Source organism: Aeromonas genomosp. paramedia (genome assembly GCF_023093515.1).
In the GTDB taxonomy this organism is placed as follows: Bacteria; Pseudomonadota; Gammaproteobacteria; order Enterobacterales; family Aeromonadaceae; genus Aeromonas.
Genome location: NZ_JAAROG010000001.1, coordinates 67,735 through 88,693, shown reverse-complemented (window position 1 = coordinate 88,693; position 20,959 = coordinate 67,735). Strand labels below are relative to the sequence as shown.

The window sequence follows — 20,959 nt, the reverse complement described above, 5'->3', positions numbered from 1 at the left end:
GGGCCCTCAGGCACCGGATTTCATGCTATCCACGCTCAATTTCATCTCACCGAGACGGCGGGCAAGTGCCCCGACGTTACCGGCGCCCTGAGTCAGCACCAGATCCCCCTCGCCGATCAGGTCGGCCAGCACGGCCGGCACATCGTCAGGGGTTGCGACAAAGATGGGTTCCAGGGTGCCACGAGAGCGGATGGAGCGGCACAGGGCACGGCCATCGGCACCGGGAATGGGCTCTTCACCGGCGGCATACACCTCCAGCATCACCAGCACATCAACCTTGGAGAGCACGTCAGCGAAATCTTCGTAGAGATCCCGGGTCCGGCTGTAACGGTGCGGCTGGAACACCATGACCAAGCGTTTCTCGGGCCAGCCGGCGCGGGCGGCATTGATGGTGACCTTGACCTCGCTCGGGTGGTGACCGTAGTCATCCACCAGCATGGCCTTGCCACGGCCGGTCTCGAACTCGCCATATTGCTGGAAGCGGCGACCCACCCCTTCAAACTTGGCGAGCGCCTGGATGATGGCCTCGTCGCCAATGCCGTCTTCGGTCGCGACCGCGATGGCGGCGGCGGCGTTGAGCGCATTGTGGATGCCCGGCAGATTCAGGGTGACGGTCAGCTCGCCGGCATCCTTGCGACGGACCCGGAAGCGGCTGCGGTTGCTGGTCTGCACGAAGTCCAGCACCTGTACGTCGGCATCCTCGGAAAGGCCGTAGGTCAGGGTCGGACGGGCGATCTCAGGCAGCATGCCGCGGATCACGGGGTCATCCACGCACACCACCGCCAGGCCGTAGAACGGCAGGTTGTGCAAAAAGTCGATGAAGGTGGCCTTGAGCCTGGAGAAGTCGCCGCCATAGGTGTCCATGTGATCCGCTTCGATGTTGGTCACGATGGAGACCATGGGTTGCAGATGCAGGAAGGAGGCGTCGCTCTCGTCCGCCTCGGCGATCAGGTAGCGGCTGCTGCCCAGGCGGGCATTGGTGCCGGCGCTGTTGAGCAGACCGCCGATGACGAAGGTCGGATCCCGGTCGGCTTCGGCATAGATGCTCGCCACCAGGCTGGTGGTGGTGGTCTTGCCGTGGGTGCCGGCGACAGCGACCCCGTGGCGGAAGCGCATCAGCTCGGCCAGCATCTCGGCACGGCGCACCACGGGAATGCGCAGCTCGCGGGCGGCCAGCAACTCGGGGTTGTCCTGCTTGATGGCGGTGGAGACCACCACCACGCTCGCCTCGTTCACGTGCTCGGCACTGTGTCCCACGAAAATATGGGCGCCGAGGGACGCCAGCCGCTCGGTCACCGCATTGCGGGACAGATCGGAGCCGGAAATCTGGTAACCCTCGTTGGCAAGCACCTCGGCGATCCCGCCCATACCGGCGCCACCTATGCCGATGAAATGGATGCGACGCACGCGGCGCATTTCGGGGATCACAGTACGCAGTTTTGCCAGTTCAACCTTGGTCATAGCTCTCTCTTCAAGTCTGCCGTCAGCGGTGTGCGCTCGGCGGCATCAATAAATACGGGGACAAGACTGCACGGCCTGGTCTGTGCAATCTTGCTCAACATGCTTTCTCGCTCCGCCCGCTGGCGAGCCGCTTGCACTCATCGGCAACCCGCTCGGCGGCATCTATGATGGCCACGCGACGGGCGGCCTGGGCCATGTACAGCAGGGTCTCCCTGCGCCCGGCGAGCCAGGAGAGACGCGCGGCCAAGGAGGCCGGGGTCAGCTCGGACTGGGGCAGGAACTCGGCCGCCCCGCCGTCGACCAGGGTCAGGGCGTTGCGGGTCTGGTGATCGTCCACCGCATGGGGCAGCGGCACGAAGATGGCGGCCACACCGGCGGCAGCCACTTCGGAGACTGTCAGGGCCCCGGCGCGGCACACCACCAGATCGGCCCAGGCGTAGGCATCTGCCATGTCCTTGATAAACTCGCTCACCTCGGCCTCGACGCCCTGCTTGGCGTAGGCTTCAGCCACGGCATCCCGATTGCCCTTGCCGCACTGATGGCGCACCGCGATGGGCACGCCGGCGGCGGCCACCGCTGGCGGCACCTGCTCGTTGAGCACCCGGGCCCCCAAGCTGCCGCCGACGATCAGCAGCCGCAGCGGCTCGGCTCCGCTGCGCAACTGGGGATCCGGCAGGGCCACCACTTCGGGACGCACCGGGTTGCCCACCACTGCGGTGCGGGCACTGGGCGCAAAGGCGCCGGGGAAGGCCATCAGCACCCGCTTGGCAAGGCGCGCCAGCAGCTTGTTGGTCATGCCGGCCGCCGCGTTCTGCTCGTGCAGCAGCAAGGGAATACCGGACAGCCAGGCCGCCACGCCGCCCGGGCCTGAGGCGAAGCCCCCCATGCCGAGCACCACATCAGGGCGAATGTTTTTCAGCACGCGACGCGCCTGCAACACGGATTTGACGATGCGATAGGGGGCGACCAGCAGCCGCTTGATGCCGTTGCCACGCACCCCCTGGATGTCGATGAAGGAGATGGGGTAACCGTGGGCGGGCACCAGCTCGGCCTCCATCCGGTCGGCGGTGCCGAGCCAGTGAATGGTCCAGCCCTGGGCCTTGAGGCGATCGGCCACGGCCAGCCCGGGGAACACATGGCCCCCGGTACCACCCGCCATCACCAGTAACGTCTTGCTCACGAAACCTCCCGCACACGCGCCTGGGCACTGGCCTGGCGCAACTCGAAATCGATACGAATCAACATGCTCACCGCCACCATCATGATGATGAGACTGGAGCCGCCGTAGCTGACCAGCGGCAGGGTCAGCCCCTTGGTCGGCATCATGCCGCTGGCGGCGCCGACGTTGACGAAAGTCTGGAAACTGAACCAGATGCCGATGCCGATGGCCAGATAGCCTTCATACAGCCGCTCGGCCACCAGCGCCTGATGGCCGAGCTTGAGCGCCTTCACCGCCAGCGCAAAGATGAGGAAGAGCGCACCCAGCACCCCCACGTAGCCCAGCTCCTCGCCCAGGATGGCGAACACGAAGTCGGTGTGGGCCTCCGGCAGGTATTCCATCTTCTGGATGGAGTTGCCCAGCCCCTCGCCAAACCAGCTGCCACGGCCGAACGCCATCAGGGACTGGGTCAGCTGATAGCCGCTGCCGAAGGGATCGGCCCAGGGGTCGAGGAAGGAGGTGACCCGCCGCATCCGGTAGGGCTCTGCGATGATCAGGGTCACCACGGCGCTCACCCCCACCAGGATAAGACCGATGAACTGCACCATGCGGGCCCCCGCCAGGAACAGCATGCCCAGCGAGGTGACGAACATCACCACCACGGAGCCGAGGTCGGGCTGGGCCAGCAGCAGGGTGGCCACCACGAACAACACCGCCATGGGTTTCATGAAGCCGATGAAGCGTTCGCGCACCTCGCTCTGGCGGCGTACCAGGTAGCCCGCCAGATAGACGAACAGCGCCAGCTTGCCGAACTCCGCCGGCTGCAGGTTGAAGGGGCCGAGCGGCAACCAGCGCACCGAACCGTTGACGCTGCGCCCCACCAGCAACACCATGACCAGCATCAGGATGGCGAGCAGCAGCATGGGGCCGTTGTACTGCTGCCAGCGCGCCATGGGCACCTGCAGCACGAACCAGGAGATGCCGAGGGCCATCACCAGGAAGAGACCGTGCCGTTTGACGAACATGAAGGGGTCATCGCCGAGGGCAATCCCTTCGGGAATGGAGGCGGAGGCCACTATCACCAGGCCCACCGACATCAGCGCCAGCGCCAGCACCACCAGCTGCCGGTCGTAGAGACCGGCGGGACGCGCCGGCAACAACCAGCGCTGCAAGAAGCCTGCGACCACGCGAAGGGCGTTCATAGCATCATCACCAGTTCGGTAAAGCGATCGCCGCGAGCGTCGAAGGACTTGAATTGATCCAGGCTGGCGCAGGCCGGCGCCAGCAGTACCCAGTCACCGGGTCTGGCATCGGCGGCGGCCTTGGCGACGGCGTCGTCGAGGGAGGCGACCTTCTCGGTCTGCTCACCGAGGGCGAGCAGGATCTCCGCATCCTGGCCGAAGCAGTACATGTGATCGATCTGGCTGCCGAGCAACGCCTGCACAGGGCCGAAATCCTGGCCCTTGCCCTGACCACCGGCCAGCAGCAGCAAACGGCCCTTCACCGACTCGCGCACCCCGGCCACGGCGGCCAGGGTGGCCCCCACGTTGGTGGCCTTGGAGTCGTTGATCCAGCGCACCCCGTTCACCTCCCGCACGAAGCGGGCACGGTGGGGCAGGCCTTCGAAACGGCGCAGCACGGCGAGTTGCGGCTCCCGGGGAATGCCGACCGCATCGCACAGGGCCATGGCCGCCAGGGCGTTGGCCTGATTGTGGGCACCGACTATCTTCATCTCGTCCACCGCCAGCAGCGGCTCCCCGTGCAGGGTCAGCCAGTGGCGACCCGCCAGCTCGCAGCGGCCATAGCCGTTGCAATCGAGCCCGAAGCTCTGCCACACCTGACCCACATCGGGCAGGGTCTGGGGATCGTCCCGGTTCACCAGGATGTGCTGGGAGTGCTGATGGATCGCCATCTTGGCGGCGCGGTAATCCGCCATGCCCTGATAGCGATCCATATGATCTTCACTGAGGTTCAGCACCACGGAGGCGGCGGCACGCAGGCTGCAGGTAGTCTCGAGCTGGAAGCTGGAGAGCTCCAGCACGCAGAGATCCATGGGCTGCTTGAGCAGCTCCAGCGCCGGGGTGCCGATGTTGCCACCCACGCCTACCTTGAGCCCCGCCTCGGCGATCATCTCGCCGACCAGGGTGGTCACCGTGCTCTTGCCGTTGGAGCCTGTGATGGCAATGACGGGGGTCTGAGTCTCGCGCACAAACAGCTCGATGTCGCCGACGATGCGCACCCCGAACTCGGCGGCGGCTTTCAACTCGGGGGTCGCCAGGGCGATGCCGGGGCTCGCCACTATCATGTGCGCCTGCTTGAGCAGATCGGCGTCCAGCCCGTGAATCAGCTCCACCTCGGGGGGGAGTTGCTCCTTGCCCGGAGGATTGGCGCGGGTATCCATCACCAGGGGCGTGACACCACGACCGAGGAAGTAGTCCACGCAGGAGAGTCCGGTTTTGCCGAGTCCGATGATGATGACCATGGCTTACCTCACCTTCAGGGTGGCGAGGCCGAGCAGCACCAGCATGAGGGTGATGATCCAGAAGCGCACGATGACGCGCGGCTCCGGCCAGCCCTTCTTCTCATAGTGGTGATGGATGGGCGCCATGCGGAAGATGCGCACGCCGCGAAGCTTGTAGGACCCCACCTGCAGGATCACCGAGACGGTCTCCATCACGAAGACGCCCCCCATGATCACCAGCAGGAACTCCTGGCGTACCAGCACGGCTATGGTGCCGAGCGCCCCGCCGAGGGCCAGGGAACCGACGTCCCCCATGAAGACCTGGGCCGGATAGGTGTTGAACCAGAGGAAACCCAGACCCGCGCCCACGATGGCGGTACAGACGATCACCAGTTCGGAGGTGTAGGGCACATAGGGAATGTGCAGGTAGTTCGCGAAGTTCACGTTGCCGGTGGCCCAGGCGACAAAGGCGAAGCCCCCCGCCACCATCACGGTCGGCATGATGGCGAGGCCATCCAGGCCGTCGGTCAGGTTGACCGCGTTGGAGGTACCAACGATGACGAAGTAGGTCAGCACGATGAACATCAGGCCGAGCTGCGGCATCACATCCTTGAGGAAGGGCACCACCAGCTGGGTCTGGCCGTCATGGGTCGCGGTGGCATAGAGGAACACCGCCACGGCCAGGGCGACTGCCGACTGCCAGAAGTACTTCCAGCGGGCGATCAGGCCGTCGGTGTTCTTGCGCACCACCTTGAGGTAGTCGTCGGCAAAGCCGATGGCGCCGTAGGCGCCGAGCACGAACAGCACCAGCCAGACATAGGGGTTGTCGAGGCGGCTCCAGAGCAGCACAGAGATGAAGATGGCCGCAATGATCATCAGGCCCCCCATGGTCGGGGTGCCCTTCTTGCTGAGGTGAGACTCGGGGCCGTCGTTGCGGATCACCTGGCCGAATTTCAGGATCTGCAGGCGACGGATGAGGCGCGGCCCCATCCAGAGCGCCACCACCAGACCCGTGATGATCGACAGGATGGCGCGGAACGTCAGGTAGGAGAAGACGTTGAAGAAGGTGAAGTGCGGGGTGAGCAGTTCCGCCAGCCAGACTAGCATGTGGCTGACTCCTGACGGTCAACGACCATCTTGACGATATCTTCCATGCGGGAACCGCGGGCACCCTTGACCAGGATCGAGATTTCTTGATGTGTATTTATCATTTGCGCAAGCACTTCAAACAACGACGCCTTGTTATCGAAATGTCGACCCGCCGCGGCATCTGCGGTGTGACGACTCTGTTCCCCTACCGTCAGCACGGCGTCGAGGCCCTGCTCGCGGGCGTGGTGTCCGACCCGGGCGTGCTGGGCCGCGGACTCCTCACCCAACTCCTTCATGTCACCGAACACCAGCACCTTGTAGCCGCCCATGGCGGTCAGGGCATCGATGCCCGCCAGCACTGACTCCACGCTGGCGTTGTAGGTGTCATCCACCAGGGTGAGACCACCCCAGCGCTGCACGCAGAAACGGCCCTTGACCGGTGCCATCTGCTCCAGCCCCGCCTTGACAGAGGCGAGCGAAGCGCCAAGCGCCAGGGTACCGGCGGCGGCAGCCAGGGCATTGGCCACGTTGTGGCGGCCCGGAATGGCCAGGGTCAGGTTCACCTCCCCCTGGGGAGTCACCATCACGAATTCGGCGCAGCCCTGCCCGTTGAGCGCTATGTCGCGGGCATGGAAGGGCTGGCTCTGATCCTCGAGGGAGAAGGCGCACTGGATGCCCCGCTCCCGCCACTTCGGCCAGAACTCGTTGTCGGCATTGACGATGGCGGTGCCGCCCTCGCTCAGGCCCTCAAAAATCTCGCTCTTGGCGTGGAACACCCCTTCCAGGGAGCCGAAGCCTTCCAGATGGGCGGCGGCCACGTTGTTGATGATGGCGGCATCGGGTCTGGCCAATGAGGTGGTCCAGGCGATCTCCCCCGGGTGGTTGGCACCCAGCTCCATCACCGCAAACCGGTGCTGAGGTTCGAGGCGCAGCAAGGTGAGCGGCACCCCCACCTCGTTGTTGAAGTTGCCGGCGGTGGCCAGCACCTCCCCCTCACAGCGCAGGATGGCGGTCGCCATCTCCTTCACCGTGGTCTTGCCACAGCTGCCGGTGATGGCCAGCACTTTCGGATTGATGCGCTCGCGCACCAGCTTGCCGAGGCGACCCAGTCCCTTGAGGGTATCGGCCACCACCAGCTGCGGTATGGCCAGGGGCAGTTCGCGCTCCACCAGCAGGGCAGAGGCCCCTGCCTGAAGGGCCTGGTCGCAGAAATCGTGGGCGTCGAAACGCTCGCCACGCAGCGCGACGAACAGCGCCCTCTTGCCCAGGGTGCGGGTGTCGGTACTGACCGCCGTGATCTCGTGGTCGCCGCCGATCAGACGGGCATCGAGCACCTGCGCCAGCTCGGCAAGCCTGAGGGTCATCATCTGAATGACTCCATTAATGTGTGCAAGGCGGCCGCGACGGTTTCCCGATCGCTGTAGTGCCGCTTGTCGGTTCCAATGATCTGATAATCCTCGTGGCCCTTACCGGCCACCAGGATGATGTCCTGCTTGCTCGCCTGGCTCAGTGCCAGCTGGATTGCCTTGGTCCTGTCGTGCTCGATCTGCACGGCAGCAGGATCGCGAAGGCCCGCCACCATGTCCGCCATGATCTGCTCCGGCGCCTCGGTACGGGGATTGTCGTCGGTCAGGATCACGCAGTCCGCATGTTGCTCCGCCATGGCGGCCATCATGGGCCGCTTGCCGCGATCCCGGTCGCCACCACAGCCCACCAGGCACCAGAGCCGGCCTTCGCAGTGCACCCGCAGGGCCTGCAATGCCTTCTCCAGCGCATCCGGGGTATGGGCATAATCGACCACCGCCAGCGGCGCCTTGCCACCGCCGAAGCACTCCATGCGACCGGTCACGGGTTGCAGTTTCGGGGCGCTGGCCAGCAGTGCATCGAAGTCATAACCCAGTACCAGCATGGCGCCCATGGCGGCCAGCACATTGCTGACGTTGAAGCGGCCGAGCAAGGGGGCGGATAATACACCATTCCCCCAGCTGGAGTTAATGCGCGTGTCAAATCCTTGTTGGTGGAAATGGGGATCCTGCGCCGTCAACTGTCGCCCGGCATGGTTTTCAATCGGGCCATGCACGCCGAAGGCCACCGCGCCGGGGTAGGCTGTCAGCCACTGGCGCCCCAGACGGTCGTCGGCATTGATGACGGCGCAGGGCTCGTCCACCAGTTTCAGCAACTCTTCCTTGGCGGCGCCATAGGCCTCCATGGTGCCGTGATAATCCAGATGATCCCGACTCAGATTGGTGAACACAGCCGCGGAAAACGGCAGGGCTGCGACACGGTGCTGCACCAGACCGTGACTGGAGACCTCCATCGCCACCAGGCTCGCCCCCTGACCCTGTAGCGCGGCCAGATTGGCCTGCACCTGGACGGCGCTGCCGGTGGTGTTTTCCGCTTCGATCAGATTGCCAAACAGGCCATTGCCTATGGTGCCCATCACCCCGGCCTTGCCTCCCAGCAGGGTGCGCCAGTTGGCGACCAGCAGGGCCGTGGTGCTCTTGCCGTTGGTGCCCGTGATGCCCACCAGTTGCAGCTTCTGCGCCGGATGGTCATAGAAATGGCCGGCCAGTTCGGAGAGACGAGCGGGCAGATCCTTGAGCCCGAAACAGGGAATCGAGGTGGCGGGGGCCACAAATTCCCCATCCTCCTCAAACAGGACGGCGGTCGCTCCCTGAGCCACCGCCTGTTCGATGAAACGCCTGCCATCCATCTGGTGGCCCCGGATTGCCACGAAGAGAGAACCGGGCCCGACTCGCCGGCTGTCGAGCTGGATGTCGGTGAGCGCGAGCGCCGGAGCATGGATGCCGAAATGGCTCATGAGTTGATCAAGTGCGCGAGGCGGCAACATGGGAAGCCTCCGAATGGACAGGAATGCAGGCGCTCAGGGAGTGCGGCGCCATGGAAAACACCCCGACGACGGGGTAGACAGAGAAACACAGATGCCTGTCAGGTACGAGGTGCGCCATGGGCGGCCTCCGTACGGGCAAGCTTCGCCGGTACCTCGGGGGGGATGGCATCGGGACGAATGTTGAAGAGTTGCAGCACGCCCCCCATGGCCTCGGCGAACGGCGGGGTCGCCACGGCACCGCCGTAATAGGCATCGCCCTTGGGCTCGTTGATCACCACCACCATGACGAAACGGGGGTTGCTGGCCGGTGCGAAACCGGCAAACCAGGCCATGTAATCCTTGCCGTAGCCACCGGCGACGGCGACCTTGGCGGTACCACTCTTGCCGCCGACCCGATAACCCGGGATCTGCGCCTTGGGAATGGCATTGCTGACCACGTACTCCAGCGCCTGCAGCATGGCGGTGGCGTTGTTGTGGTCGATGACCTGCTCACCCTTGGGCGGCTGGGTCACCTTGATGATGGAGAGCGGCACCCGCTTGCCCTTGTTGGCCAGGGTGGCGTAGGCGGAGGCCAGTTGCAGCGGGGTGACCCGCAGGCCATAGCCGAACGACAGGGTCGCCCGCTCGATGTCGGACCAGCGGCGGCGCTGGGGCAGCATGCCGCTGCTCTCCCCCATCAGGCCACTGCCGGTATCCATCCCGAAGCCGACCATGCTGAGGGTGTTGATCATCTCCTGGGCCGGCATCCGCAGCGCGATGCGCGACATGCCGATGTTGGAGGAGTAGCGCAGTATGTCGTACAGGTTGGTCGCCTTGTGAATGCTCACGTCGCGGATCTGCTTGGCCCCGATGTACAGGGGGCCACCGGGTATGGTGTCCTTCCAGCTGGTGACGCCCGCCTGCAGGGCGCTGAGCAGGATCAGCGGCTTGACGGTCGAACCCGGCTCGTAAGTGTCCGTCACCACCCGGTTGCGCACCCGGAAGCTCTGGTACTGGCCCCGGTTGTTCGGGTTGTAGGAAGGGGTGTTGACCATGGCGAGCACCTCGCCCGTCTTGACGTCCAGCATCACCATGGAGCCGGAGGTCGCCTTGTTCTCGTCGGTGGCACGCTTGAGGGCACGGTAGGCCAGCGCCTGCACCCGCTGATCGATACTGAGCTGCAGATCGTTGGCGTGCTTGCCCTCCTTGACCAGCCCGAGCCGCTCGATGACCCGGCCCTGCCTGTCCTTGCGCACCCGCATCTCGCCCGGGGTCGCGGTCAGCCATTCGTTGTAGCTGCGCTCTATCCCCTCGATGCCGCTGCCGTCTATGTTGGTCACCCCCACCAGGTGGGCGCTGATCTCGCCGGTCGGGTAGAAACGGCGCGCTTCGGGGCGCAGGTAGATGCCCCCCAGCTTCAAACCCTTGATGTATTCCGCCACGGCAGGGGTCACCTGACGCTGCAGATAGACAAAGCGCTTGCTGGGGTTGGAGATGCGGTGCTTGAGGGTGTTGATGTCGAGCTTGAGCACGGCGGAGAGCGCCAGCCAGGCGCGCTCGTTGTGGATGGCGCCGGACTCGTGGACCGTCTTGGGATCGGCCCAGACAGCCTCGACCGGCACCGAGACCGCCAGCTGCTCGCCGTTGCGGTCGGTGATCATGCCGCGCACCGCCTGGGTGGAGGTGGTACGCAGGGAGCGCATGTCCCCCTCCTGGCGCAGCCTGTCCGGATCTATCACCTGGATCCAGGCCAGCCGCAGGATCAGGCCGGCAAACGCAATCCCGATGAAAAACACCAGAGTGCGAAAGCGCCACGGGTAGAGTGACGGAGCTTTCGCCTTGGCTTTGTCCTTTGCCGGAGCCTTGGTGGCGGCCTTGCGTGTCATGGTTGTGTAATTACCTTCTCGGTGGTCACCAGCGGGCGAGCCATCTGCAATTTATCCATGGCCAGACTCGCGACACGGGAGTGTTCGGCCAGGGTACCCTGCTCCAGCAGCAGGTGCCGCCACTCGATGTTGAGTCTGTCCTCTTCCGCCATCAGGTCATTCTGCTTGGCCGTCAACCCGCGAGTCATGTTGGTCACCAGGATCACCGCAAAGGCGGTGATCAGCACGGCCAGGGTCAGCACGACCTGCAGCTTGTGACGCCAGAGATCACCGATGATCTCCCTGGCCAGATGAATGCGTACCTCGCTCATGACTCAATCCGCCAGACGCTGGGCGACTCGCAGCACCGAGCTGCGGGATCGGGTGTTTTCGGTGACTTCATGTTCGGAAGGTTTGAGCGCCTTGCCGACCGACTTCAACTTGCGGCCACCGGCCAGCTGCGCCTCGGTCAACGGGATGCCATGGGGCACTTCCGGCCCCTTCTCGTGCTTGCGGATGAAGTGCTTGACCAGACGGTCTTCCAGGGAGTGGAAGCTGATGACGGAGAGGCGGCCATCGGTCGCCAGCGCCTGCAGGGCACCGTTCAGCGCGGTTTCGATCTCGTCCAGCTCGCTGTTGATATAGATGCGGATGGCCTGGAAGCTGCGGGTCGCCGCATGCTTGCCCTTCTCCTTGCTCGGGTTGACCCGGGCAATCATCTCCGCCAGCTGGCGGGTGCGCACATAGGGTTCGGTGACGCGGTCATGGACGATGGCGCGGGCAATCTTCTTGGCGAAACGCTCCTCGCCGAAGGTCTTCAGCACCCAGGCGATGTCATCCACGTCAGCGCGAGCCAGCCACTCGGCAGCGCTCTGGCCAGTGGTCGGGTCCATCCGCATGTCGAGGGGACCGTCTTTCATGAAGCTGAAGCCGCGCTCGGCGTCGTCGAGCTGGGGAGAAGAGACGCCCAGATCCAGCAGGAAGCCGTCGATTTTACCCAGCAGGCCGCGATCGCTCAGGTAAGTGGTGATGCCGGAGAAGGGGCCGTGCACTATCTCGAAGCGGGGATCCTGGATCTTGGCCGCCTCGGCAATGGCCTGGGGATCCCGGTCGATGGCGATCAGACGGCCGTTCGGGCCCAGATGCTGGAGAATCAGACGAGAGTGACCACCCCGGCCAAAGGTACCGTCGACGTAGATACCGTCCGGCTTGATGGCCAGCCCTTCGACGGCTTCGTGCAACAGCACTGTGATGTGTTCAGCGGCTTGGGTCATTTATAAAGAAAAATCCTGTAGTCGTGGTGAACTTGCCCAGTCGTCCTCGGGCAGGCCCAGGATGTCGTCATTGATCTGTTGTTGCCAGCGGGCTTCATCCCACAACTCAAACTTGTTGAGCTGGCCCACCAGCATGATCTTCTTGTCCAGCCCGGCGTGGCTACGCAGTGGCTGACTCAGCAGCAGACGGCCATTGCCGTCCAGTTCGCACTCGGTAGCGTGTCCGAGCAGCATGCGCTGCAGGCGGCGTTCCGCCGGATTGGTACTGGAAAGGGTCTTGAGCTTGCGTTCTATCTCTTCCCATTCACTCAGGGGGTAAAGCAGCAGACAGGGATGGGCTATGTCGATGGTGCAGACCAGCTGGCCGTCGCGCTCGGAGCGCAGCCAATCTCGATATTTGGTCGGAATCGCCAGTCGCCCTTTGCTGTCCAGGCTGATGGCGTGAGCGCCACGCAACAAATTGCAGTCCCCGAAGGTGAGTTATGGAGGCAAATTGCCCAATAAAACCACTTTGATCCACTTTTCTCCACCATGAAGTTTAAGGACGAGCAGGGGGCTTTTCAAGCAAGGATCTCGGGCATGGGGAACATATTGACGCAGCGCGGGGAGGCTACAGATTAAATGAGTTGATTTTCCACAAGTTATTCATGATTGAATTAAATTTATCCAATCATCTGGGGGCCATAAATAATCGGTTTCAGGGTGAAATGATGAAACGAAACAGTACGACGGCGCACAGAATAATGCTCACCCCCACCACCGGGTAGATGATATAGCCATCTCCTGCCCGCCGGGCACGCAGCACCACCAGCTGGCAGAGCAGCAGGTTATAGAGGATCAGAAGAAAAGTCAGCAGGAGGTTGGAACCAAATGTCAGCTCATCGGCATACATGACATAGAGCCACATCAAACCAAAATTAACGAGGATCAGATAAAGCAGAAATTTCTGAATCGCCCTGCCCGCCTTTGGGGTCTTTTTTACTCGTGTTATCATGCTTATCACGTCCTGGATACCACATGAACAGTCGACAGATATTGTCAAAAACTGTTGAGATATATCGTGTTTTTATCATTTACCCGCCAGGCAGTGCCCTTTTTTGTCAAATTGTCACTTCACCTTCTCACCACCTTGTCTCTGCTGAACAGTGCCCATGGCCATGCCTACGATAAGTATCATTGGCAGGCGGGCTTTCCTACCCCCATCGGCGGCGCGGGTGCCGAACTGGTCACTCAGCAGACCCGGTTTCTGCTGCAGCAACGCAGCCACCTGCAGACCAGGATCATCCAGTCACAACCCATGATCCGCTGGGTGGAGCAACAGGTCAGTGCACGCAAGCTCCCTGCCATGCTGGCCTTCCTTCCCCTGATCGAGAGCAGCTATCGGCTGGACGTGGTCTCCTCTGCCGGGGCCGCCGGCCCCTGGCAACTGATGCCAGATACCGCAACCCGTTTCTCCGTCCCCATGACGGCCAGCTTCGATGGCCGTTATTCCCTGCCCCTGGCAACGGAGGCCGCGCTCTCCTATCTCGGATGGTTGTATCAGTTCTTCGGGCAGGACTGGTTGTTGGCCCTGGCAGCCTATAACGCGGGAGAAGGGCGTGTGCTCAAGGCGGTTCTCAAGGCCGGGACGCGCAATCTGTGGGAGCTTCAGCTACCGACCGAGACCCGCCTCTATGTGGCACGCTTCATCGCCCTCTCCCAGTTGCTGGACAGGGCTGAGTACCATCGGTTTCTACTGCCATCCTGGCAGGAGGGAGAGAGCATTAGGGTGTGGCGACAGCCGGGTGACTGCTCCTTGCTGAGCTGGGCCAGGGCTCGCGGAGTGTCCATGAACGAGGCGAGCCGGTGGAATCCGGCCTGGCGGTTGCCCGAGGCACAGGGAGTGAGCGACTGCCCCATCGTCTATGGGCAGGGCAAGGCCCCCACGGGCAGCCGACCGCATGAGCGGCCAATGATGGCGCGCGCCGTGTCGCTGGAGAGTCTGCACGACCCCCTGCTGTTGCAGCCGGCAAGGGGGCTGGACATGGGACGAGGGGGGATCACTCTTGAACGATTGCCAGATCCACTGGGATTGGAGCAGGCGCGCCCTCTGCTGGCGCCATGAAGCAGTGACGCCAGTGGCTGAGCACGGGGGCGAGATCGACGGACTCGGGATCGGCCCAGCGCGCACCGTAGAAACTGAGGTACTGGCCTATCGCTCTGCGATGGGTGATCCGGCACTCCAGCACTATCTGCGGCGACAATGACAGGCTGACGGTATCGGGCAGCACGAAGCGGGCCGGGGCCAGAAAGCCGACGCCCCCCGGCCCTATGTCCTTGATCACCGCCCGACCTATGCGCTTGTCAAACAGCAGGCCAGAGACCATGAGCCGGGCCGCGATGCCGCAGCTCTGGGACTCCAGCGGCGTGCTGCCATCGTGCAGATACCAGCGGGGTACCTTGCGCCTGGGATCGTTGAACGGGGTCACTTCCGGCAGTTCGAGATCAGGGGTTCCCATGGGCAATGGCATCCTTGGCTTGCTGGGTGGCGGCTTGGGTTTGAGCGCTGAACAACTGCTCCAGGCTCTTCTCCGCCTGAGTCGTCATCACCAGCAGTTCGATGCGACGGTTCTGGCTGCCTCTGGGGTCGGCAGTGTTGTCCAGCATGGTGTCCGACATGGCGACCACCTGCCCCACCCGTTCGGGGGGCATGCCGCCGGCGAGCAGGACCCGTCTCGCCATCATGGCGCGATCGGAGGAGAGTTCCCAGTTGCTGTAGTTGTCACCGGCAAAGGGCGTGCTGTCGGTGTGGCCGGAGATCATGACCCGGTTCTCCACGCGCTGGAATATAGGCGCAAGCGCCATCAGCAGATGGCGGAAGTAGGGGCTGATGCGGGCGCTGCCACGGCTGTACATCTCGCGCTCGTCATCATCGCGGATCAGGATGCGAAGCCCCTGGGGCACCAGTTGCAGCTCCAGGTTGTTTCTGGCCTGCATCTGATCCGCCATGGATCCGATGAAACCGGCCAGCTGCTTCATCTGCATCTCCCCCTCGATCTTGCCCACCAGCAGGTTCTCGTACCCCCCCTGTGCGCCGTCGGTGAAGATGCTGCGATTGCGCTCCATGTGTCTGGGCATGCGCTGCCCCTCTTCCACAAACTGCGGGCTCAACTCTTCCAGCACCGAGGGATTGCCGCCGAGATCCACCGGATAGGGGCTGTTGCGGATATCGAAGGGGTTTGCCTCGCTGTCCATGATGCTGTAATCACGCAGGCGGCTGGCAACTACCTCGCGCTCCTCCTGGCTGGAGACGGCCAGGATCCAGAGCACCATGAAGAAAGCCATCATCGCCAGGGTAAAATCGGCAAAGGCTACCTTCCATGCCCCGCCCCCCTTTGGGCCACTGCTGCGCCGCTGCTGGCGCTTGATGATGATCTGCTCGTGATTGCGCATTACATGGCCCTGTTGGTCACCCAGTCTTCCAGTTCAAGGAAGCTGGGTTTCACATCGGGCTCCAGCATCTTGCGGCCGGAATCGACTGAGAGCAGCGGCGTCTTGCCGCGCAGCTGGGCGATCAGGATCGACTTGATGCACATCAGCATGCCGATGCGACGCTTGACCATCTCCTCCATGGCATTGCTGATGGGCTCCAGCAGGCAGTAGCAAAGGAAGATGCCGATGAAGGTGCCCACCAGGGCCGCGGCCACGTGCACCCCGATGTTGCTGAGAGGACCGTCGAGCTGCTGCATGGTGATGATGATCCCCATCACGGCTGCGAGGATCCCGAAACCGGGGCAGGCCTCCCCCGTCTTGTGCAAGGCGTGGGACGGCTTGAGCATGTCCTCTTCGATGGCCATGATCTCCTGCTCCAGTATGGTGTCGAGCTCATGGGGGGTGATCTTGCCCATGCCCAGCAGGCGCAGGTTGTCGATGATGAAGCCGAGCAACTGCGGATCTTCCGACACCTGGGGATACATCAGGAAGACGGAGCTCTGTTGCGGATTCTCGACGTGCTCGTCCAGCGCCTTCATCCCCTTGTTGCGGGTCTCCTCCAGCAGTTGATGCATCAGGGTCAGCAGCTCGCGGTAGATCTCCTTCTCATCCTTGTTGGACTTGAAGCAAAGCTTCACCTGACGCCACATCTCATGCATCACCTCCTTGGAGTTGCCAAGGAACATGGAGCCGGCGGCGGCCCCTATGATGATGATGAGCTCGGCGGGTTGCCACAGGGCGATGGGCCGCCCCCCGGCCATCATGAAGCCGCCAAGCACACAAATGAAAATGACACCAAGACCGATCTGTTTTTGCATGTATGCTCCCGCAGAATTCAAGAAGACTCCCCCACAGGGAGAGGCATTAATATATGGAGTCGACCAAACGCTGCTTGAGCTGAAGGACGCACTGCTTGTGCAGCTGGCACACCCGCGATTCGGTCAGACCGAGTACCAGCGCTATCTCCTTCATGTTCAGCTCCTGCTGGTAATAGAGGGAGAGCAGCAGTTGCTCCCGCTTGTCCAGGGAACCGAGCACCTTGCCGAGGGTCATGGCAAGGTCCACGTCGTCGGACTCCGAAGCCGGTGCCCTGCCGCCGTTTTCCAGCCACTCCTCCAGGCTCTGCAAGGCTTCGGCCTGGCTGGCATAGGCCAGCTGGCGCACCTCCTCCACTGAGCAGCCCAGCGCCTGCGCCAGCTCCTGCTCGGTCGGGTTGCGACCCAGCCGGTTGAACAACTCCCGCTGCACCTGGTTGTGCCCATGCACCTGCTGGCGCAACTGACGGGGACGCCAGTCGAGGCGGCGCAGCTCGTCCAGCATGGCGCCTCGGACCCGTTTGAACGCATAACTCTCGAACTGGGCATCCGGCTCGCTGCCATAACGGCGCCAGGCCTCGAGCAAGCCCATCATGCCGACCTGCTCCATGTCCTCCTGATCGAAACAGGCACTGACCTGGCTGCGCAGGTGAGTGGCCGCCCGCTTCACCAGCGGCAGATAGCGGGTCAGGATCGCCTGCTCGCCGGTACGGGGGGGCGAGGGGGTCAGTTCGCAGGGAGTGTCCCAGCCAGCGTCCATCATGTCCGTTACTGCACCAGTACCTTGGTGACCAGCACTTCATCCAGATAGGGCTTGTAGCCATACCCTTGCAGTGTCGCTACCAGCTTGCCGAGCAGAGAGGTCTGCAGGGCGGAGATGTTTTGCAGCTCCAGCTTCACCGCATCGTGGGAGCGATGGCTGAAATATTGCACCATGGCATTGCGGATCAGGGGGGTCAGCTCGTTGAGCGTCTCCAGCTGCTGGGGATTGTGGGTCACCAGCGCCAGCTCCAGCACCAGATAATGAGGTTCTGTGTCCCCCTCCAGGCTGATGACGAAGCGCTCCATCGGCTTGAACAGCGGCGTCTTGCTCAGTTCGGGCTTGGCCTCCGCCAGACCCAGCCAGACGGCAACCGTGTCTCGCTTGAGATAGGCGCCATAGGCCAGCGCCGCCAGAAGACACAGTGCCATCACCATCAACATCATCCACTTCATGACACGCCGCATAATTTGAAATCACTCTCGCTATTGCCAGATTGTAAAAATGTCACACCAGGGCATTGAGCCAATCCTGGCCAGCACCGCCCGATGCATCCTGTTCTTCCTGCCACTGTCGCCGACCCGCCAGGATCTTCTCCTGCTGCCAGCGATCGCCCCGCTCCTGCTCTCCCCCCTGACCGACGTTCACTTCGACGCCGCCGGCATGGTGAGGGGCCAGGCTCATCCGCAACCGCTCCATCGACTGGATCATGGCCTCGCGCACCGCAGGGTTGGTCACGTTGAGCTGCACGCTGAGCCGATCCCCCTCGACCCTAACCGTCAATTCGAGGCGCCCCAGCTCCGGGGGATCGAGGCGAATGTGCGCCTGCTTGATGCCCTGATTCACCTGCAGCTCGAGCTTGTCCTTCAAGACGTCCACCAGTTGCTGCCCCCACTGGGTCTGGTTGTCGCTCAGGCGGGCCGGGGCCCATTGATACTCGGCCGTCCTGGTCAGTGGCGAGGGCGCCAGAGCGGACATGCCTCTGAGATCCGAGACAAGGGACTCCCGCTCTGACGAGCCATCCGCACCAGGCAGGGGAGGCAAGCCCGCCATCGATCTGCCGTGCAGCAGCGACGACTCGGCCTGAGCGGCCGGTTGCACCAGCTGACGGGCAAACTCCCCGGTGAGCGAGGCGCTCATCTCCCGGCGCCCCGACACCAGATCCATCGGCAGGCAGCGATCCGTTTCCAGCCGCTCGTGGCGCACCAGGGCACGCAGGGCGGGCGAGACCGCAGGTGCGTCATCCTGAACGCCCCCGGCATCCGGCGCCTGGGAGGAGATGTCCGGGGTCTGACGCAGTGGCGGCAGGCGCCCCCCCTCGTCAGGGCGAACAAACACAGGCTGCATATGGGTAAAGGCGTGCAGTTGCTCCGTCACATCCTGCTCGGACAAGTCCGCTTCCTCGGCCTCGGATTCCGGGGCGGATGCTTCATCGAGCGGCAAGATGGCAGGGGCTTCCTGCTGGAACTCCAGAGGCTGATACTGCCCTCCCTGCCCCTCGGGTTGACGAGCGAGGCGCGTGAAGCCAGGGGTATCGAGATTGGGGGCCGGGTCTGAGCCGACGAAGGGGATCATGCCCATGCCTGCGCCTCGTCATAGGCTTGCAGCCCTTCCCGTCTGAGGGAGAGGGCATCCCACTCCTGCTTGCGCTGGGCGGTCTCCTGCTGGCAAAGCGCCAAGGCTTCCTGATGCCAGTGACGCACCTGCTCCCGGGCCGGTACCAGGGATTGCCACAATGCCGGTTGCTGGCGCAGCTGGTCGACGAGCCGGGCCAGGCGATGATCCGCCAGGCGCACCGCGTCCCACTGCCCGGCACGGGCCTGCTGTAATATCAGACGTCCCAGCCCCAGTAGCTGGCGCTGGCGAGTCTCGCGTTCCGTGCTGGGCGGCACGGCCCCGGTCATGGACATGATGATGGCCCCAAAATAAGACGACCTTGCCAGTAAGCAAGGAGCAGGCCAGATATGTAGTTGTGGTATTTCAATGCGTTAGCCGCAGCCCTTGGCGGATGAGGAAGGGGGACTTCCGCATCAGCGAGGATGGCGGGCCATGGCTTCCCAACCCTCTTTCAGCTCCAGCAGGATGCGACGCACCTCGGCAAAGCCAGCGACGTCGTTGCCCACGCTGATCTCGAACAACCGCTGCCCGCAATAGTCGTACAGACGGTGCAGGTTGGCCGCCAGCTCCCCCCCCTTGTCCATGTCGAGGGCGCTATCGAGCCCTCCCAGGATCTGCAGACACTTGTTGATGGACTGACCCTTGCGCTCATACTGCCTGACCAGGATGTGGCCCTCGGCCCGCGCGATCTCGTCGAGCAGGCCATCCATCAGCATCAGCACCAGCTGGTGCGGATCGGCGCTCGCCGCCTTGGCCTGGGTGGCGGCGAACTGATAGGCGTCATAGCCTTCTTGGGGTTCAAACATAAAGACTCACTTATTCAGGGAATACGGGATCACCGACTCACAACGCGCCCATGGTTTGCAGCATCTGGTTCATGGTGGTGAACTGATTGAGGTAGCGCTTATACGCGGAATCCATGCGACGATCCAGCGCCTCCATACGCTCGTTGACCCGCTTCTCGTTCGCCTCCAGACCCGTCTTGCGCCCCTTGAGCGCACCGTCCCGCTTGGTGTAGGGATCGAGTGCGTTGCTCATCCGCTTGAGCAGGCCGTCATCCCCCATCAGCGCCTTGCCAAGCAGCTCGGGATCCTTCTCCAGCGCCTTGTTGAAGTCGGTCTCGCTGAAGGAGAGCTTGCCTGCCTTGTCGGTCTTGATCCCGAGACTGCCCAGGGTCAGATCGCCGGGCAGATCCCGCACGCTGCGGGCCAGCATGCTCTTGAGACTGCGCACCCCGCTGTCGGAGGAGAGGGCCCCCGGCGCCTTGGGATCGCTGGAGGTCATCTTGGCCAGCTCATCCACCAGCTCGTTGTAGCTGTCGACGAATTTCTTGAGGGAGCCGGTCACCGCCTCCTTGTCCTGATCCACCGTCACCAGCAGCGGCGCGTCATCGACCTTCTGCGCCTTGGTCAGCTGGAAGGTCAGACCGTCCACCACGTTCTCTATCTTGTTGCTGGCGGAGGTGATGGTGAGCGGGTTGTCGCCCCCCATCCGCAGCTTGGCGTCCTGCGCCTGGGTGATGTCCGTCTTGCCGGCCACGGCCGTGCCGAGGTCATTGGCGGCATCGCCGCTGTAGCCCAGGGTGATGGCGTTCTCCACCCCGCTATCCTTGCTGGTCAGCACCATGCTGACCTTGCCGTCGGTGCGCACCAGGGTCGCCTTCACGCCCGGGTTGTCCTTGGCGTTGTTGATCTGGGAGACCAGATCCTTGGCGGTGGCACCGGCCGGCAGGGTCGCCAGATCGATGTTCATGGTCTTGCCCTTGACGGTCAGGGAGAAGACGCCGTCAGCGGGCAGCGGCGCCGTGTCGCTGCCAAGCTGCAGGCCGACCTGATGGGACTGGGCAAGCTGCTCCACGAAGAAGTTGTACTGGCCCGAGCTGGCCTTGCCATTGCTCGTCACCGTCATGATCCCCTCCTGGGACATGGTGGCCTTCTGCGCCTGCAGGCTGGTTGCCTTGTTCAGGTCCTTGAGCAGGGTCTGGAAGCTCGACAGCTTGGTGGTGAGGCTGCTGATGGCACTCTGCTGCCCCTTGACGCTGTCCAGCTGCTTCTTCAGCAGCTTGTCCATGTTCTGGCGCTCGATGGCCACCAGTTGCATCGCCGTGCTGGCCGGATCTATTTGCATCTTTATCCCCTTATTCAGTGGCATGCCTGT

At 63.3% G+C, this 20,959-nt stretch carries 22 protein-coding genes; 1 reads left to right on the top strand and 21 read right to left on the bottom strand.

Annotation, left to right across the window (positions count from 1 at the left end; genetic code table 11):
• Positions 1 to 6: 6 nt before the first annotated feature.
• From murC to HB860_RS00455, 12 genes are all read right to left on the bottom strand, one after another.
• The gene (gene murC, locus HB860_RS00510) at positions 7 to 1,461 is read right to left on the bottom strand and encodes a UDP-N-acetylmuramate--L-alanine ligase (RefSeq protein WP_041204901.1); all 1,455 of its coding nucleotides are present in this window, start codon (positions 1,459 to 1,461) and stop codon (positions 7 to 9) included.
• A gap of 94 nt (positions 1,462 to 1,555) precedes the next feature.
• On the bottom strand, positions 1,556 to 2,641 hold the full coding sequence (gene murG, locus HB860_RS00505; protein WP_247625409.1) for an undecaprenyldiphospho-muramoylpentapeptide beta-N-acetylglucosaminyltransferase: 1,086 nt from the start codon (positions 2,639 to 2,641) through the stop codon (positions 1,556 to 1,558).
• Positions 2,638 to 3,822, bottom strand: coding sequence for a cell division protein FtsW (gene ftsW / locus HB860_RS00500; protein ID WP_205642582.1), 1,185 nt, complete (start codon positions 3,820 to 3,822; stop codon positions 2,638 to 2,640). The genes murG and ftsW overlap by 4 nt, the downstream gene beginning before the upstream one ends.
• Positions 3,819 to 5,102 (bottom strand): UDP-N-acetylmuramoyl-L-alanine--D-glutamate ligase, encoded by a 1,284-nt coding sequence (murD, locus tag HB860_RS00495; RefSeq protein WP_247625408.1) that lies wholly within the window; start codon positions 5,100 to 5,102, stop codon positions 3,819 to 3,821. The genes ftsW and murD overlap by 4 nt, the downstream gene beginning before the upstream one ends.
• 3 nt (positions 5,103 to 5,105) lie before the next feature.
• Complete coding sequence (gene mraY / locus HB860_RS00490; protein ID WP_005332102.1) at positions 5,106 to 6,188, bottom strand: phospho-N-acetylmuramoyl-pentapeptide-transferase; 1,083 nt, start codon at positions 6,186 to 6,188, stop codon at positions 5,106 to 5,108.
• Positions 6,182 to 7,537, bottom strand: coding sequence for a UDP-N-acetylmuramoyl-tripeptide--D-alanyl-D-alanine ligase (gene murF / locus HB860_RS00485; protein ID WP_247625407.1), 1,356 nt, complete (start codon positions 7,535 to 7,537; stop codon positions 6,182 to 6,184). Before murF ends, mraY begins: the two co-directional genes overlap by 7 nt.
• Positions 7,534 to 9,021: a UDP-N-acetylmuramoyl-L-alanyl-D-glutamate--2,6-diaminopimelate ligase gene (murE, locus tag HB860_RS00480; protein WP_432612662.1), complete on the bottom strand. Its 1,488-nt coding sequence runs from the start codon at positions 9,019 to 9,021 to the stop codon at positions 7,534 to 7,536. The genes murF and murE overlap by 4 nt, the downstream gene beginning before the upstream one ends.
• A gap of 98 nt (positions 9,022 to 9,119) precedes the next feature.
• On the bottom strand, positions 9,120 to 10,886 hold the full coding sequence (locus tag HB860_RS00475) for a penicillin-binding transpeptidase domain-containing protein (protein ID WP_139438990.1): 1,767 nt from the start codon (positions 10,884 to 10,886) through the stop codon (positions 9,120 to 9,122).
• Entirely contained in the window at positions 10,883 to 11,197 is a 315-nt protein-coding gene (gene ftsL / locus HB860_RS00470) for a cell division protein FtsL (RefSeq protein ID WP_171273125.1), read from the bottom strand. Before ftsL ends, HB860_RS00475 begins: the two co-directional genes overlap by 4 nt.
• Before the next feature lie 3 nt (positions 11,198 to 11,200).
• Positions 11,201 to 12,139, bottom strand: coding sequence for a 16S rRNA (cytosine(1402)-N(4))-methyltransferase RsmH (gene rsmH, locus HB860_RS00465; RefSeq protein WP_139438986.1), 939 nt, complete (start codon positions 12,137 to 12,139; stop codon positions 11,201 to 11,203).
• Positions 12,140 to 12,598 (bottom strand): division/cell wall cluster transcriptional repressor MraZ, encoded by a 459-nt coding sequence (mraZ, locus tag HB860_RS00460; protein ID WP_005332092.1) that lies wholly within the window; start codon positions 12,596 to 12,598, stop codon positions 12,140 to 12,142.
• Between the two features lie 238 nt (positions 12,599 to 12,836).
• Positions 12,837 to 13,133 (bottom strand): hypothetical protein, encoded by a 297-nt coding sequence (locus tag HB860_RS00455; protein WP_025328465.1) that lies wholly within the window; start codon positions 13,131 to 13,133, stop codon positions 12,837 to 12,839.
• 255 nt (positions 13,134 to 13,388) lie between these two features.
• Here HB860_RS00455 and HB860_RS00450 point away from each other — a divergent pair, with 255 nt between their 5' ends.
• Positions 13,389 to 14,243: a lytic transglycosylase domain-containing protein gene (locus HB860_RS00450; RefSeq protein WP_247625591.1), complete on the top strand. Its 855-nt coding sequence runs from the start codon at positions 13,389 to 13,391 to the stop codon at positions 14,241 to 14,243.
• Here the strand turns inward: HB860_RS00450 and HB860_RS00445 are convergent.
• The 9 genes from HB860_RS00445 to lafB all read right to left on the bottom strand — a co-directional run bounded on the left by HB860_RS00445 (position 14,179) and on the right by lafB (position 20,929).
• Positions 14,179 to 14,637 (bottom strand): hypothetical protein, encoded by a 459-nt coding sequence (locus tag HB860_RS00445; protein WP_247625406.1) that lies wholly within the window; start codon positions 14,635 to 14,637, stop codon positions 14,179 to 14,181. The genes HB860_RS00450 and HB860_RS00445 overlap by 65 nt on opposite strands.
• Positions 14,624 to 15,571 (bottom strand): lateral flagellar motor protein LafU, encoded by a 948-nt coding sequence (lafU, locus tag HB860_RS00440; protein ID WP_139438982.1) that lies wholly within the window; start codon positions 15,569 to 15,571, stop codon positions 14,624 to 14,626. The genes HB860_RS00445 and lafU overlap by 14 nt, the downstream gene beginning before the upstream one ends.
• Complete coding sequence (gene lafT, locus HB860_RS00435) at positions 15,571 to 16,428, bottom strand: lateral flagellar motor stator protein LafT (protein WP_042653233.1); 858 nt, start codon at positions 16,426 to 16,428, stop codon at positions 15,571 to 15,573. Before lafT ends, lafU begins: the two co-directional genes overlap by 1 nt.
• 46 nt (positions 16,429 to 16,474) lie before the next feature.
• Positions 16,475 to 17,188 carry a lateral flagellar system RNA polymerase sigma factor LafS gene (gene lafS / locus HB860_RS00430; RefSeq protein WP_139438978.1) on the bottom strand — a complete coding sequence of 238 codons (714 nt, stop codon included), beginning with the start codon at positions 17,186 to 17,188 and terminating at the stop codon, positions 16,475 to 16,477.
• A 5-nt stretch (positions 17,189 to 17,193) separates the two neighbouring features.
• A complete protein-coding gene (gene lafF, locus HB860_RS00425) occupies positions 17,194 to 17,652 on the bottom strand; it encodes a lateral flagellar basal body-associated protein LafF (protein WP_025328471.1) in 459 nt (152 codons plus the stop codon).
• 40 nt (positions 17,653 to 17,692) lie between these two features.
• Complete coding sequence (locus HB860_RS00420; protein WP_247625405.1) at positions 17,693 to 18,766, bottom strand: flagellar hook-length control protein FliK; 1,074 nt, start codon at positions 18,764 to 18,766, stop codon at positions 17,693 to 17,695.
• Positions 18,757 to 19,095, bottom strand: a complete 339-nt coding sequence (locus tag HB860_RS00415) for a LafX (RefSeq protein ID WP_247625404.1) — start codon at positions 19,093 to 19,095, stop codon at positions 18,757 to 18,759. Before HB860_RS00415 ends, HB860_RS00420 begins: the two co-directional genes overlap by 10 nt.
• Before the next feature lie 120 nt (positions 19,096 to 19,215).
• On the bottom strand, positions 19,216 to 19,608 hold the full coding sequence (gene lafC / locus HB860_RS00410; RefSeq protein ID WP_139438972.1) for a lateral flagellar export chaperone LafC: 393 nt from the start codon (positions 19,606 to 19,608) through the stop codon (positions 19,216 to 19,218).
• A 37-nt stretch (positions 19,609 to 19,645) separates the two neighbouring features.
• A complete protein-coding gene (gene lafB / locus HB860_RS00405) occupies positions 19,646 to 20,929 on the bottom strand; it encodes a flagellar filament capping protein FliD (RefSeq protein WP_247625403.1) in 1,284 nt (427 codons plus the stop codon).
• Positions 20,930 to 20,959: the final 30 nt, after the last annotated feature.

Coding starts and splice junctions, on each gene's coding strand:
- murC (WP_041204901.1), bottom strand. CDS start 1,461: ATGACCAAGGTTGAACTGGCAAAACTGCGTACTGTGATCCCCGAAATG.
- ftsW (WP_205642582.1), bottom strand. CDS start 3,822: ATGAACGCCCTTCGCGTGGTCGCAGGCTTCTTGCAGCGCTGGTTGTTG.
- murD (WP_247625408.1), bottom strand. CDS start 5,102: ATGGTCATCATCATCGGACTCGGCAAAACCGGACTCTCCTGCGTGGAC.
- mraY (WP_005332102.1), bottom strand. CDS start 6,188: ATGCTAGTCTGGCTGGCGGAACTGCTCACCCCGCACTTCACCTTCTTC.
- murF (WP_247625407.1), bottom strand. CDS start 7,537: ATGATGACCCTCAGGCTTGCCGAGCTGGCGCAGGTGCTCGATGCCCGT.
- murE (WP_432612662.1), bottom strand. CDS start 9,021: ATGTTGCCGCCTCGCGCACTTGATCAACTCATGAGCCATTTCGGCATC.
- HB860_RS00475 (WP_139438990.1), bottom strand. CDS start 10,886: ATGACACGCAAGGCCGCCACCAAGGCTCCGGCAAAGGACAAAGCCAAG.
- ftsL (WP_171273125.1), bottom strand. CDS start 11,197: ATGAGCGAGGTACGCATTCATCTGGCCAGGGAGATCATCGGTGATCTC.
- rsmH (WP_139438986.1), bottom strand. CDS start 12,139: ATGACCCAAGCCGCTGAACACATCACAGTGCTGTTGCACGAAGCCGTC.
- HB860_RS00455 (WP_025328465.1), bottom strand. CDS start 13,133: ATGATAACACGAGTAAAAAAGACCCCAAAGGCGGGCAGGGCGATTCAG.
- HB860_RS00445 (WP_247625406.1), bottom strand. CDS start 14,637: ATGGGAACCCCTGATCTCGAACTGCCGGAAGTGACCCCGTTCAACGAT.
- lafU (WP_139438982.1), bottom strand. CDS start 15,571: ATGCGCAATCACGAGCAGATCATCATCAAGCGCCAGCAGCGGCGCAGC.
- lafT (WP_042653233.1), bottom strand. CDS start 16,428: ATGCAAAAACAGATCGGTCTTGGTGTCATTTTCATTTGTGTGCTTGGC.
- lafS (WP_139438978.1), bottom strand. CDS start 17,188: ATGATGGACGCTGGCTGGGACACTCCCTGCGAACTGACCCCCTCGCCC.
- lafF (WP_025328471.1), bottom strand. CDS start 17,652: ATGCGGCGTGTCATGAAGTGGATGATGTTGATGGTGATGGCACTGTGT.
- HB860_RS00420 (WP_247625405.1), bottom strand. CDS start 18,766: ATGGGCATGATCCCCTTCGTCGGCTCAGACCCGGCCCCCAATCTCGAT.
- HB860_RS00415 (WP_247625404.1), bottom strand. CDS start 19,095: ATGTCCATGACCGGGGCCGTGCCGCCCAGCACGGAACGCGAGACTCGC.
- lafC (WP_139438972.1), bottom strand. CDS start 19,608: ATGTTTGAACCCCAAGAAGGCTATGACGCCTATCAGTTCGCCGCCACC.
- lafB (WP_247625403.1), bottom strand. CDS start 20,929: ATGCAAATAGATCCGGCCAGCACGGCGATGCAACTGGTGGCCATCGAG.